A 14,015-nucleotide genomic window follows, 5' to 3' on the forward strand; every position below is an offset into this window, starting at 1 on the left:
TGAGGCAAACTAAATGACCCGCTGTAGAGAAGCAGGCGCACTCCCGCAGTGTTTCCTTATTGATCCGGCCAGAAAACACTATGAATCTCGTCATTCCGGGCCGACTCGAATCCAGCAAACCGGGATCCAGCCCAAACCAATAATGACGCTTTAAACGTGCTGCCTCCCGGCTTCCACCGGTATGACGCTTGTACTGTTTGCTCGCCGATTAATAGGTACGCCGCTTACAGTTATTTTATACTGTTGTTGACCTTGGTTCCGAATGGTTTGGGAAAATATTCAGGTCTGTGCGATAAGAGTCCCGCTTTTCATGAAAGCGCCCTTTCCTGATTACCTCAGGTTTTTCCGGTGCTCTTTCATGACGAGCATCCGGAGTGCCCTGATGGGTTTTATCCCAAAACGTCCAGCACAACGGATCGCTGTAGAAATCTCTTTTCTGCGCCATATTGCTCGCCAGCCGGTTAAGCGTTCCAATGCTGAGCAGCGCAAAGATAACCAGAATTATCAGCGGGAACCACCTTTTTAACAATGATACCTCCATGGCTATGCTGGACTGTTTTTATATCATCGATTGAAGGCCGGAGGATAGGATAGCACACAGGACTTCGTCACCGGGCCTTATTTCCTGCGAGTTACTCGCATACACAAAGGCAATGCCAAAAGATGCCTTGCGGTACCTCAATTACTCCAGTTATTGGTTTGTTGTGGATTGGAAATTCTACCGACTGCCTGGTGTGAGGATACAACGTAACCCTCCTGTTCGAGCCTTGCCGCTATTTGACGATGCAGGGCCGCTTTGCCAAGGCTTGCCTTGGCTGCATGCTCGTACCTCTGCATCAACGCCCAGGTATGCGATTGCTGATCCTGCGCCAATCGTCCGTATAGATAGCTTTTTTCCTGATAATGATCGAGCAGTTTTCGTTGCTCGTTTGCTCTCGCGCGCATCTCTTCAGCCAGATTCTCAAAGTGCTTTGTCAAAGCGTAATGATCCTTATATGTTCTGGCCTCCTTCACCGTTTTCAGGAGAGCAGGACTGTTGACCGCTTCATATGGACTCATGGGGGCGCATGAAGACAATAGCACGAGCAGGAATACAATCGCTGGAAAACTTCTTATTGTCATACGGACGCCTGATCTGAAGCTGAGTTGAACCGGGCAAGTGCGCGATACGGACGTTCTGCTTATGGAACAGGGTATCAATCGAAGGGTACTTTGTCAACTTCTTTATGTCTAAAGTGTCTCAACCCTCAAGGAAGATGTAAAGTAGAGGGGGCGGGTGAAACAAAAATAAAGACGAGCATTAAAGCCAGAACCCAGCATAGCTTTTGAAAGTCATAACTTGTTTATTGCGCGGGATATGCCCCTATAGAATGAGGGCAGTCAGACTGCGCAAATGAATGCGGTGGCGTCTCAAGGTCTTGAGAAGGCAGGGAGTGATTCCGCTGGTATTGCATCTGACGGGAGGAGATGCATCCCGGCCCCCTTTAACGGATCATGACGGAGAGACGCCGCCGCTCCCATTTGATGAACTCCCGGAGGGAGCAGCCCGATTGAAATGAAAGTGTTTCCTGAAAGGCTATGCGTACAATAAAACAGTACGCCTATGTCGCCAGCAGACCTTCCTCTATGAATGAGGCGGTAAATGTTGAGATGATTTGCGGATCCGGCAAAATCAGGTGCTCGTTCTTGTCTTTGTAATCCAGTCGGCTGAGCATGTCCTTGATAACATTCAGCCGGGTCAGTTGCTTGTCGTCCGCATGCACGATGATCCAGGGCGTAATCAAATTATGCGTATGCGTCAGCATCTTGTCGCGTGCTAATGTATATTCATCCCATTTTTCGAGAGCAAACTCGTCGAGCGCGCTGATTTTCCATTGCGCCAGAGGATCCTTTCTGCGCTGGCTCAGCCTTTTTTCCTGTTCAGGTTTACTGATATCGAGATAATACTTGAGGAGTTTGATACCGGAGCGTCTGAGCATGAGCTCGAACTCGACCACTGAACCCATGAATTCTTCATACTCGGTATCGGTACAAAAACCCATTACCTTCTCCACACCCGCCCGGTTGTACCAGCTGCGGTTAAACAGCACAAGCTCCTGCGCTGCGGGAAGGTGCTGGACATAACGCTGGAAATACCAGGTGTTGCGGTCGCGGTCCGAGGGTTTGCCGAGTGCGACAACGCGTGTTTCACGCGGACTCAGGTGTTCCGTGATCCGCTTGATCGTGCCGTCCTTGCCGGCGGCATCCCGCCCTTCCATGATGATCAGAATCTTGTCATCGCATTCGATGAGGTGCCGTTGAAGCTTGACAAGTTCAATCTGGAGTTTATATAGCGTGTCCTCGTAGTCTTCCTTGGATATTTCGGGCGCACGTGCTTCTTTTTCCTTCTTGTCCTCCTTCTTGCCTTCTTTTTTGCTCATGGTCAGGTATTTCTCCGTACAAAATCCGATCGCCAGAGGAAGCGAAGACACCGAATGCCGATAGGATAAAGTTCAAGTTGAATTTATCCAATCTTCTACTATGATAGATCAACAGTTGTTGAAGAATTGGAATGGCAGGACATGGATTTTCCTTTATAACACGTAACGCTTGTTCTGACAGGATAGATGCCTCATACTGGATAATAAGATGCTGCGCGTGCGCACATTCCTATCGATTCTGATCATATTCTCGCTGCCCCTGCAGAGTGCCTTAGCCGCTATCATGCCGCTATGCGCTCAAGCCAGAAATATATCTGTATCTGGGGGGCCTGAAAATCAAATTGATCATAAAGTCCCATCCATAGCTTGCCCCTTGCATGACAGTAGCGATCACAAACAGCCGGATAGACAGCCGGGTGGTGATAACGCAGAGGGTGGGGCGGATTTGACCCTTTCCTGCGATGGAGTCGTTTGCCACATAAGCGGTAATGGTCTGCCACCTGCGGCGTCTGCACTCAATCTTCCTGGTAGATTTTCTTACGCCATCTTGCCCATTTTTCGCCTTTCCTCGTTGGTCCTTCAGCAGCCGCAACGACCTCCTCTAGTTTAATCTCTTACTCGTATTACACCAGCAGCCCGACGGCAGGTCTTTTGCTGCTCAGCGTTTTTGTATGGGTCATTTGCACCTGACGAAAATTCCGCGGGCTAATTTTCTATTGCTGAATCGGTAAACCGCGGGGGTTATATGTTTTCAAGGAAGTCAGGATGATTACGCCACTCTTCGCTGTACTGCAACTGGCGCCAATACTTGCGTGCCTATCTGCCGAGGCACTTGGGGGTGGAGCCGCTCAAACCGCTCCGATTGATTCCAGGCAAATTGCCCTTTCGATGATGTATGAGCCCGTATTGTTTAACGATCGGCTATTGCACAAGCAGAACTTTGAACCGGCGAAAGACAAAAAAACAATAGTTGCGAGTGCGTCCGAGGCTACAAAGACAGCTACACCTGCGAATCTTGTTCCAAGCAGGGGAATAGTAGTGAAGATTGATCGGATCAATGCCCTCGTCAGCATAAACCATGATCCTATCCCCACCCTGGATTGGCCCAGAATGACAATGTCTTTTCGCCTGAGGGAGAGCGCTTTGGCTGAACAGGTCAAGGAAGGCGATGTAGTGGAATTCTTCCTCGAAAAATCAGGTTCAGATTACATCATCGTCAAATGGCGGAAGCTAGCTCAAACAGGACCGGTGAGCTCGCGATGATTCCGGTGGGAATCATCGCCCCCGTGCTTGCCGCTGTCATGGTTTCTACATTGGCCCACTCGGAAGTTTCATCCCGGGCAGATAGAGGAGCGTCTACACAGGCTGCTCCAGAACAATTTGCGGGAGCCTTTACGGCGGCAAATCCCCAAAACTCGGCTTCGCCGGATACCCTTCCTACCCTGTCTACCCTGATTGCGGAAGCTCTGGAGAATAATCCGGAAATCCAGGCCGCGCTGCGGGAACGGGAAGCAGCCCAGCAGAGAATCTCGCCCGCGGAAGCGCTGGATGACCCCGTTCTGGAAGCAGGGGTGATCAATGCCCCGTTAGCATCTTCCACTTTTAACCGTGAGGACATGACCATGAAAATGATTGGTCTGTCCCAGCGATTCCCTTTTCCAGGGAAACGTGGTTTGCGTAAAGATGTCGCCGCCAGAGATGCAGAGGCTATCGAATATGGGTATCAGGAGACTGTGAACCGTGTCGTGCGCGATATCAAGGTCACGTATCTCGATCTGGGCCTCACCTTTGAAATGACCCGTCTGGTCGAAAAAAACAAGCTCATCCTGGAAGAGCTTCTCCACATTGCTGAAGATCACTACGCGGTAGGGCGAGGAAACCAGGCCGATGTGCTAAAGGCCCAGACGCAGGTATCCAGAATGGGGGATGAACTGCTGAAGCTTGGAGGAGAAAGAACGGTAATCGAAGCCGAGCTGATACGTGCGCTCGGCTGGGTCGGGAATAGGCCGCTGCCAGTGCCCGCACCCCCGCAATTGCGCGAGGAAACCCTGAACCTGGAATCGTTGCTTGCGACCGCCCTGACCCAACGCCCGCAATTGCTGGCACTGCAAAGTCTCGTTGCCCGCAACGACAAAGCCCTTGAACTTACGCGCAAAAATTATTATCCCGATTTCGATGTGCGCATGTCTTATGGGCAGCGTGACAACATGCTGGACAACAGCCGGCGGCCGGACATGGTGAGTGTGACGGTGGCAATGAATCTTCCCGTGTGGCGTGCCAGCAAACTCGAGCCACGCGAAGCGGAGTCGCTGGCGATGCGTGATCAGGCGCTGAACACTTATGAAGCGCAACGCAATGAGGTGGCAGCAAGACTGCGCCAGCAGACAGCGCTGGCCGAGCAAAGCCTGAAGTCCGCGCGGCTCTATCAGACAGCCATCCTGCCACAGGCCCGGCTTACCGTGGAATCCACCCTGGCGGCTTATCGGGTTAACCGGGTTGATTTCATGACACTGCTCGACAGCCAGATGACAGTATTCAACTCCGAAATCAGCTTGGTGACGACCGTGGCAAGTTACAACAAGGCGCTTGCGGAGATCGATCTGCTCACTGGTAGATTACCAGACAACTTATTACCTATCCCCCGGGAGCTCATGTCAAAGGAGCGCATGTGAAGCTCGCCGTCAAATTAATAGCTTTTGTCGCCCTGGCTGCAGCCTTACTTGTCGCCGGGTACTGGTGGGGCGCAACCTGCCCTTTGACTTTTGCCACTAAGGCTTCGAGTGTGGTTTCAGCCGACGGTAAGCCTGAGAGGAGGATTCTCTATTATCGCAACCCCATGGGACTGCCGGACACTTCGCCGATACCCAAAAAAGATCCCATGGGTATGGACTATATGCCTGTTTACGAAGGTGAAGAATCTGCTTCCGCCAATGCGGCAGTCAAGATCAGCATCGACAGGATACAAAAACTGGGGGTAAGAACTGAGCAAGTCGGCATGCGCGCACTCACCCGCACCGTAAGGGCAGTAGCGACAGTGCAGGCGGACGAACGGCGGTTGCATATCGTGGCGCCCAGGTTCGAGGGATGGATCGAGCGGCTCCATGTCAATACGACGGGACAAGCGGTTAGAAAGGGTGATCCGTTGATGGACGTGTACAGCCCCGACCTGATCACAGCACAGCACGAATATCTCATCGCCCGGAGAGGAACAAGGGACGTGGAGGATGGCGGCCTTGAGGTCCAGGCGGGGATGGAACGGCTGACTGAGAGTGCCTTGCAGAGACTGCGCAACTGGAGCATATCGGAGGTTGAGCTACAGACACTCCGGCAAGAAGGTCATATTAGACAATATCTCACATTGCGTTCCCCAGTGAACGGCATTGTGTTGGATAAGTCCGTTATTCAGGGACAGCGCTTCATGGCGGGAGAGATGTTGTATCAGATTGCGGATCTCTCCAGAGTATGGGTGCTCGCAGACGTGTTTGAGCAGGATCTTGCCACGATACATCGGAGCCAGACTGCCACCATCCAGATTGAGGCCTATCCGGACAAGGTGTTCCGAGGCGAGGTGACGTTCATATACCCCACGATTAATCCGGAAACCCGCACTGCCAGTGTGCGCATCGAGTTGCCCAATCCGCAAGGGCTGCTGAAACCGGCGATGTATGGGAAAGTGGAGTTCGTTTCAACCCAAGGTAAAGACAGGGTGCTCGCCGTCCCCGAGTCGGCCGTACTCGATGCCGGTACCACACAGTCTGTGCTGATGGATCTCGGCGAGGGCCGCTTTGAACCGAGGCTCGTGAAGCTGGGCAAGCACGCGAACGACTATGTGGAAGTTCTGGATGGACTGAAGGCGGGGGAAATGGTTGTGGTGAAAGCCAATTTTCTCATCGATGCCGAAAGCAACCTCAAGGCTGCACTGAGCGGTTTTGCCCGGAGCAGTCAGGATTTAGTGTTTGGCGAAGCGGGGGAGAGAGGGCGGATCGCCTCTGGCTCATCCGGAATTGTACCTTTATCCCCGTCTCCCTCTTCATCGAGCCATCGCGGAGAAGGCATCATCGAAGCGATCGATGTGGCCAACACAACCGTGACTCTTGCCCACCGCCCGATCGCAAGCCTCGCGTGGCCGGCGATGGTGATGGATTTCAAGGTTCTGGACCCCGCATTATTACGAATATTGAAACCCGGCCAGAAGGTTGCTTTCGAGATAACGGAAGCATCGCCAGGCGAGTACGTTATTGTGCGTATACAGCCCCAGGCTGGGGCTGCCGCCGATCACGGAAAGAAGCACTGAGATGGTCGGCAATATCATCGAATGGTCGGTACGGCACCTCTTCCTGGTGCTGGTCGGGACATTCTTCGTAATAGTCGGGGGCGTATATTCGGTATGGAAGACACCGGTCGATGCGATTCCGGATCTTTCGGACGTGCAGGTCATCATTTATACGGAATATCCGGGCCAGGCGCCCCAGGTCGTCGAAGACCAGGTTACCTATCCGCTCACCACTGCCATGCTGAGTGTGCCGAAATCCAGGGTAGTGCGTGGTCTCTCCGGTTTTGGCGTGTCATTCGTATACGTCATCTTCGAGGATGGCACAGACATCTATTGGGCACGTTCGCGCGTATTGGAGTACTTAAGTTTTGCAGCTGCTCGCCTGCCCGGGAATATAAAGCCTTCACTTGGTCCGGATGCCACCGGAGTAGGCTGGGTTTATCAATATGCCGTGACCGCAAAGAATCGTACCCTCGACGAGTTGCGCGCCATCCAGGACTGGTTCTTGCGTTATCAGCTAACCGCGGCGGAGGGCGTGGCGGAAGTAGCCAGCGTAGGCGGGTTTGTAAGAAGCTATCAGGTTACGGTGAATCCGCAGCAGCTACAGGCTTACGGCATCCCGTTAAAGAACGTATCCCAGGTTATCGCTGCCAGCAATCGCGATGTGGGAGGGCGTGTGATCGAGCTCGCGGAGACAGAATATGTGGTGCGCGGCAAAGGCTATTTGCGCGGGATAGACGATCTCGAAAAACTCGTCGTCAAGGCGGAGAAGGGCACGCCGGTGCTGTTGCGCGACATTGCCCGGGTGGAACTAGTTCCTGAGGAACGTCGCGGCATAGCTGAGCTTGACGGCGAAGGAGAAGCTGTTTCGGGTATTGCGGTGGCGCGGCATGGCGAACATGCTCTCGATATCACACGCAATCTCGAAAAGAAGCTCGCCGAGATCATGCCGGCCCTGCCGGAAGGTGTTTCAATCCGGTCCCTCTACGATCGTTCGGATCTGATCCACCGCGCCATCACGACGCTGCGTGAAGTGTTGATCGAGCAGATCATTATTGTGGCGCTGGTTTGCGCAGTCTTCCTCATGCATGTGCGGAGCGCCCTGGTGGCGAGCATCATGCTTCCCATCGGCGTACTCATCGCTTTCATCGCAATGCGGTTCCTCGGCATCAATTCCAATATCATGAGCCTTGCGGGCATCGCTCTAGCGATTGCGGAAATGACCGATGCGGCGATCGTCATGATCGAGAATGCACACAAACATCTTGCGCGCGTTGGTCCGGAAGTTTCAAGTGCAGCACGCAAAGATGCCGTCATTGACGCCTGTAAGGAAGTTGGTCCATCGCTGTTCTTCAGCCTGTTGATCATCACGGTATCGTTTCTGCCTGTATTTACTCTTGAAGCGCAGGAAGGGCGCATGTTTCAGCCACTGGCCTATACCAAGACTTTCGCCATGGCAGGTGCCGCCTTGCTTTCGATCACCCTGGTTCCAGCCTTGATCCTGCTTCTGATCCGCGGTCGCATTCCGCGTGAGCAGGATAATCTGCTGAGCCGTTTCATGATCCGGGCCTATCATCCGGTAGTGGGCCGGGTGATGCATTGGAAAAAGACAATCATTCTGGCAGCGCTTGCTGTGCTTGGGATAACCGTTTATCCCGCACTCAAGCTGGGCACGGAGTTCATGCCGACATTGAACGAAGGCACGCTTCTTTACATGCCAGTGACCTTGCCGGGTATTTCCGTGACGAAAGCGGCTGAGATATTGCAGACGCAGGACAGGATCATCAAAAGCTTTCCGGAGGTGGCATCAGTGCTGGGCAAAGCGGGGCGGGCCAATACTGCAACCGACCCCGCGCCGCTGGAGATGGCTGAAACCATCATCAACCTGAAACCGGAGGCCGAATGGCGCTCCGGGATGACCGTGGATAAATTGATCGCTGAAATGGACCAGGCGCTCCAGATACCCGGGGTCAGCAATGCCTGGACCATGCCGATCAAGAACCGGATCGACATGCTTGCCACAGGCATACGCACGCCCATTGGCGTCAAAGTGTTCGGCAAGGATCTGGATGAAATCGAAATCCTTGCCCGACAAATCGAGACAACGGTAAAAACTGTGCCTGGAACGACGAGTGCCTATGCGGAACGCATTACCGGCGGCTATTACCTCGATATCGAGCCGGACCGCATGGCGCTCGCGCGCCATGGGCTGGCCGTAGGGGACTTGCTGGACGTAATCTCGGTGGCGCTGGGCGGCGAAACGGTAACCACCACCGTGGAAGGACGGGAACGCTTCGCTGTCACCGTGCGCTATCCGCGTGCATTGCGCAGTGATCCCCAGGCAATCGCTGCGCAAGTGCTGATACCTACCATGGATCAGACAATGATCCCGCTCGGGCAACTTGCGCAGGTGAAACTCCTCCAAGGCCCGCCGAGTATCCGCACGGAGAACGCGCTGCTGTCGGCTTACATCTTCGTCGATATCCGTGACCGCGACATCGGCAGCTATGTCGCGGAAGCCCAGCAAGCAGTACGTGAGCAGGTGCGGTTTCCGCCGGGATATTACGCAACCTGGAGTGGCCAGTTCGAATACATGGAACGTGCGGTCGAAAAGCTGAAGGTAGTCGTGCCGCTCACGATCCTGATCGTATTCCTGCTTGTATATCTGAACTTCCATCGACTCACCGAGACGCTGATCGTCATGCTTTCGGTTCCTTTTTCCCTGGTCGGCGGTATCTGGCTCATGTATCTGCTCGGCTACAACATGAGCATCGCAGCGGCGATTGGCTTTATCGGGCTCATCGGTATCGCGACTGAAACAGGAATGGTCATGCTCACTTTCCTCGATCGGGCGTTGGCGAGTATCACGGCGACGCGGGCAGCCGCAGGCGAAAAAGTTACCGTTGAAGATCTTTACGAGGCAGTGATCCAGGGCGCGGTATACCGGATACGTCCGGTGATGATGACCATCTCGGGAAGCGTCGTTGGATTGCTTCCCGTCATGTTCAGCACAGGGACGGGATCCGAGCTGACACGGCACATAGCCACTCCCATGGTTGGCGGAATGATTTCCACTACAGTACTGACGCTGGTCGTATTTCCGGCCGTCTTTGCTCTGGTCAAGGGAATCATTGTACGAGGCGACAGCAAAAGACACGCGCTTATGCGCGCAAGAACACAAAAGGGAACTCGAAGAATATAAAACACGTCCCTATTCCCTATTATTAGGCAAGCCCGGATCTCAAGGTGCATTGCCAAAGATTGATAAGCAGCTATGAGCAGGCTGCGGAGGCAAACCCTGGATATGACAAAGGATCACAGAAAGATGGCGGAGGAAATGAAACAAACATTGACGATGACGGGCGACGGTATCAATGATGCACCAGCGTTGACGCAGGCGTTTTATATCCAGCATTCAGACTTCTGCTATCACCCATGTTTGCCGGCGCCCCGAGAGTGATGAATCCTCTGTCTGTCGTCAGCAATCTTTACGGTTGAACCGTATTCAACTCTCAAATGAGTCTGGGCAGGAGTCTTAGGTACTACTGTACGGACCTTGGTTACGCCCCTTACAATGAGACCGAGAAGGGGCAAGCCCCGGATTCGTTCACCAGGGAGAGATGTCATGGAAAAGCCATTCTCGTGCAGCTTGATCGCTTTTGCTTTCCTCGCAGGATGTTCTACGATGGATTATGCTACAGATGAACATGAGGACAAGTCGCTTCAGGAATTGCGGCTGGCAGTCAGAAGCGCTGAAAATGAGGACTCAGGAGGCGTTATCACCCATACTGAAAAAGCGAAGAAACACCTGATCGAGGAAAACCACGAACATCCTTATACTCATCCGTTCATATCGATATATGGACAGTCTCCGAAAGCGGAACATGATATGGAGACATTCGAAGAAATGGATAAGGCGATCGGGGAAGCGAAAAAAGGGAACTTTACAAGAGCCGCGGAGGCTGCCAGAAGAGCTTCTGTTCATCTGAAACAGAAAGTCCGGTCGAAATAGCATGGAACGAGAAGAAGATCCGCTCTGGTACAAGGACGCCATCATCTATGAATTGCACGTCAAGACATTCTTCGACAGTAATGGCGACGGTATAGGAGATTTTTCGGGCCTGATCTCCAAGCTCGACTATCTGGCGGAACTGGGCGTCACCGCGCTCTGGCTTCTTCCATTCTATCCGTCTCCGGGACGGGATGACGGTTACGATATTTCCGATTATCACAGTGTCCACCCCGGTGTCGGTACCTTGGAGGACTTTCACCGGTTTATCGCGGAAGCTCATGGTCGAGGTTTGCGGGTAATCACGGAACTGGTGCTGAATCATACTTCCGATCAGCATCCATGGTTTCAGGCAGCCCGCCGCGCCCCGTCGGGGTCCGTCAAGCGCGACTATTACGTATGGAGCGACGACAACACCAAGTACAGCGGTGCGCGCAGTATTTTCACGGACACAGAGGGATCCAACTGGGAATGGGATGATGTAGCCAAAGCCTATTACTGGCACCGCTTTTTTTTCCATCAACCAGACTTGAATTTTGACAACCCCCATGTCTTTAACGCCATGATGCATGTGATGCAGTTCTGGCTGGATGCGGGTGTCGATGGTATGCGCTTGGATGCCATGCCCTATCTGTGCGAGCGCGAGGGGACCAACTGCGAAAACCTGCCGGAAACTCATACGGTGATCAAACGCATGCGTTCCGAACTGGATAAACACTACCGCAACCGGATGTTCCTGGCTGAGGCGAACCAGTGGCCGGAGGATGTACGCGAGTATTTTGGCGATGGCGACGAATGCCATATGGCTTTCCATTTTCCACTCATGCCGCGAATGTACATGGCTATTGCGCGCGAAGATCGTCACCCCATTGTAGAGATCATGGAGCAGACACCAGACATCCCCGAGAATTGTCAGTGGGCAGTGTTTCTGCGTAACCACGACGAACTGACATTGGAGATGGTCACCGATCGCGAGCGGGACTATCTTCACCAGACATATGCAATCGACCCTCAGGCCCGCCTGCATCTCGGTATTCGACGGCGTCTGGCGCCCCTGATGGACAATGACCGGCACCGAATTGAACTGATGAATCTGCTGCTCATGACCATGCCGGGGTCGCCCGTGCTCTACTATGGAGATGAGATCGGGATGGGTGATGACCTTCTCCTCGGTGATCGCAATGGGGTACGCACACCCATGCAGTGGTCAGGTGCAGTTAACGGCGGGTTTTCAACGGCTGATTCTCAACAGCTTTTCCTGCCGACCATTATCGATCCCGTATATGGGTTTGGTGCAGTGAACGTGGATTCACAGAGACGTAATTCGTCATCCCTGCTCAACTGGATGAAGCGCCTGATTGCGATGCGCAAGGCGCACCGAACCTTTGGTCGGGGCACGTTGCGTTTTTTGCGGCCTGGCAATCGCAAGATTCTTGCTTATCTGCGTGAGCATGAGGATGAAACGATTCTGTGCGTGGCTAATCTGTCCCGCGTCGCGCAGCCAGTAGAACTGGATTTAAGCCAATTCAGGGGACGGGTACCGGTTGAGTTGATGGGGCGCACGCCATTCCCGCCCGTGGGTGAGCTGCCGTATCTCCTTACCTTGAGCGCTCATGGCTTTTATGCTTTTCGCCTGACAGCCGACGTGGCCGCCCCTGCCTGGCATGAGGAGCGACAGGTATCGCCGGATCTGCCTGTCCTTGTGCTTGTGGAGTCGGGTTGGGGCACCCTGTTGAACCGGGGCGATGGTAACGGGGGCATGAAAGACCTGATGGCTCGTCGTGCCCGCCAGCAGCTCGAGGGGCAGATCATGCCCCGCTTCTTTTATTCCCAACCCTGGTTTTTGATGCGGAACCTTCCCGTCAGAAAATTTGAGCTTGGAGAAATGCACGAGTGGTCGACGGAGCAGGGAAGCTGGCTGCTGGTCACCGTCGTTTTAACGCTGGCCAATGATGAGTCTTATCGCTTTGCCGTGCCTCTGGCACTCGTGTGGGAGGAAGAGGATGAGGGGGTTGTGAGCACGCTGCTGCATGCCACGCTTGCTAAGGTTCGTCGCCGGGAGCGGACCGGTGTGCTGTTCGACGCATTTTGGGATGACAGCTTCTGTCGCGCCATAGTCTCCAGCATGCATGATGGTTCTGCACTCCTGTTTAAGCGTGGGCAAGTGTCTTTCCATGCAACCACCGCTTTTCCCGGTCCGGTGGTTTCAGGCGCATCAACAACGGTGACGCGGACAGTTTCGGAGAGAGGGCGATTGTTCGTGAACATGGGCGACCGGCTGGTACTGAAAGGATACCGCTGGCTTCTTCCCGGCGTGCATCCCGAGCTGGAGATGTCGCGTTTTTTGACGGAGACAGCAAAATTTACCCACATGGCGCAATTGGCGGGCACCGTGGAGTACACGGACGGTGAGGGATGCAATTCCACTCTGGCAATCCTCGAGCACTACGCCGAGAATCAGGGTAGCGCCTGGGCTTATACGCAGGACTATCTGCAACGCTACCTGGATGAGTGCCGCACACAACAAAAGCGTCCCATTGATTCGCGGCATATTGCCTACATGCCCCTCATCAATACGCTGGGATTGCGTACGGCTGAATTTCACCGGGCACTTGCGCAGGATGATGCAGATGGGGCTTTCGGCGTCGAGCCCATTACCCCCGAAGATCTTGCGGAGTGGGTGAACACTGCGCGCGCCCAGATGGATGAAATGTACAAATTGCTGGAAGTGAAATGGCCCGATGTGCCCAAGTCCGCGCAAGGGGCCGCCAATGATCTTTTATCAGCCCGGTCGAAATTCTACCGTCGTATCACCCGCCTGGCAGCCATACATCCCGAGGCCTTGAAGGCGCGCTGCCATGGGGATTACAGCCTGCGGCAGGTGTGGCTCTCGAACAATGATTTTCTGATTACGAATTACGGCGGCGGTCCCGAACGCGCATGGCGTGAGCGCCGCTGGAAACAGAGCCCCCTCCGCGATGTGGCAGGCATGCTGTTCTCGTTTTCCGAGGTGGCGGTAGCGGCACTGGAGCATGTTACGGATGAATATCCGGAATCAACCGTTATGCTTGCACAACAAGCTGATAAATGGCGGGCGCTTGCCAGCGCGGATTTCCTCAAAAGCTATCGCAGGGCGATGGAGGGAAATTCCCTGTTCCCCGCTGATACTGGAGTAATCGATGCTTTGGTTACGCTCTTCATGGTGGAGAAAGCTGTTGCCAGCGTGAGTAACGCACTCGCGCAACAGTCGAAGTCAGTCGATGGAACCATGCAGCGACTGATACGGCTGATGCAACGTAGAAGGTAGAATAAG

At 53.8% G+C, this 14,015-nt stretch carries 9 protein-coding genes; 7 read left to right on the plus strand and 2 right to left on the minus strand.

Annotated elements, in window-relative coordinates; translation table 11 throughout:
- Window positions 1–382 precede the first annotated feature (382 nt).
- Window positions 383–526 carry a hypothetical protein gene (locus AC52W5_RS09330; RefSeq protein WP_177219748.1) on the plus strand — a complete coding sequence of 48 codons (144 nt, stop codon included), beginning with the start codon at window positions 383–385 and terminating at the stop codon, window positions 524–526.
- Window positions 527–678: 152 nt separating this feature from the next.
- Here AC52W5_RS09330 and AC52W5_RS09335 read toward each other — a convergent pair whose 3' ends face one another.
- Window positions 679–1,122, minus strand: a complete 444-nt coding sequence (locus AC52W5_RS09335) for a hypothetical protein (RefSeq protein ID WP_074975208.1) — start codon at window positions 1,120–1,122, stop codon at window positions 679–681.
- A 479-nt stretch (window positions 1,123–1,601) separates the two neighbouring features.
- A complete protein-coding gene (gene ppk2 / locus AC52W5_RS09340; RefSeq protein WP_495670799.1) occupies window positions 1,602–2,420 on the minus strand; it encodes a polyphosphate kinase 2 in 819 nt (272 codons plus the stop codon).
- A gap of 765 nt (window positions 2,421–3,185) precedes the next feature.
- Here ppk2 and AC52W5_RS09345 point away from each other — a divergent pair.
- The 6 genes from AC52W5_RS09345 to treS all read left to right on the plus strand — a co-directional run bounded on the left by AC52W5_RS09345 (window position 3,186) and on the right by treS (window position 14,009).
- The gene (locus AC52W5_RS09345; RefSeq protein ID WP_495670800.1) at window positions 3,186–3,683 is read left to right on the plus strand and encodes a copper-binding protein; all 498 of its coding nucleotides are present in this window, start codon (window positions 3,186–3,188) and stop codon (window positions 3,681–3,683) included.
- A complete protein-coding gene (locus tag AC52W5_RS09350) occupies window positions 3,641–5,092 on the plus strand; it encodes a TolC family protein (protein WP_495670801.1) in 1,452 nt (483 codons plus the stop codon). Before AC52W5_RS09345 ends, AC52W5_RS09350 begins: the two co-directional genes overlap by 43 nt.
- Window positions 5,089–6,714, plus strand: a complete 1,626-nt coding sequence (locus AC52W5_RS09355) for an efflux RND transporter periplasmic adaptor subunit (protein WP_495670802.1) — start codon at window positions 5,089–5,091, stop codon at window positions 6,712–6,714. Before AC52W5_RS09350 ends, AC52W5_RS09355 begins: the two co-directional genes overlap by 4 nt.
- 1 nt (window position 6,715) lies before the next feature.
- Window positions 6,716–9,895: an efflux RND transporter permease subunit gene (locus AC52W5_RS09360; RefSeq protein ID WP_495670803.1), complete on the plus strand. Its 3,180-nt coding sequence runs from the start codon at window positions 6,716–6,718 to the stop codon at window positions 9,893–9,895.
- Window positions 9,896–10,318: 423 nt separating this feature from the next.
- Entirely contained in the window at window positions 10,319–10,705 is a 387-nt protein-coding gene (gene smbP, locus AC52W5_RS09365; protein ID WP_495670804.1) for a small metal-binding protein SmbP, read from the plus strand.
- Between the two features lies 1 nt (window position 10,706).
- The gene (gene treS, locus AC52W5_RS09370; protein ID WP_495670805.1) at window positions 10,707–14,009 is read left to right on the plus strand and encodes a maltose alpha-D-glucosyltransferase; all 3,303 of its coding nucleotides are present in this window, start codon (window positions 10,707–10,709) and stop codon (window positions 14,007–14,009) included.
- Window positions 14,010–14,015: the final 6 nt, after the last annotated feature.

Source organism: Nitrosospira sp. CT (assembly GCF_059489795.1).

Excerpts from the sequence above, each read along its gene's own strand:
- AC52W5_RS09330 (WP_177219748.1), top strand. The coding sequence starts at position 383 with ATGGGTTTTATCCCAAAACGTCCAGCACAACGGATCGCTGTAGAAATC.
- AC52W5_RS09335 (WP_074975208.1), bottom strand. The coding sequence starts at position 1,122 with ATGACAATAAGAAGTTTTCCAGCGATTGTATTCCTGCTCGTGCTATTG.
- ppk2 (WP_495670799.1), bottom strand. The coding sequence starts at position 2,420 with ATGAGCAAAAAAGAAGGCAAGAAGGAGGACAAGAAGGAAAAAGAAGCA.
- AC52W5_RS09345 (WP_495670800.1), top strand. The coding sequence starts at position 3,186 with ATGATTACGCCACTCTTCGCTGTACTGCAACTGGCGCCAATACTTGCG.
- AC52W5_RS09350 (WP_495670801.1), top strand. The coding sequence starts at position 3,641 with ATGGCGGAAGCTAGCTCAAACAGGACCGGTGAGCTCGCGATGATTCCG.
- AC52W5_RS09360 (WP_495670803.1), top strand. The coding sequence starts at position 6,716 with ATGGTCGGCAATATCATCGAATGGTCGGTACGGCACCTCTTCCTGGTG.
- smbP (WP_495670804.1), top strand. The coding sequence starts at position 10,319 with ATGGAAAAGCCATTCTCGTGCAGCTTGATCGCTTTTGCTTTCCTCGCA.
- treS (WP_495670805.1), top strand. The coding sequence starts at position 10,707 with ATGGAACGAGAAGAAGATCCGCTCTGGTACAAGGACGCCATCATCTAT.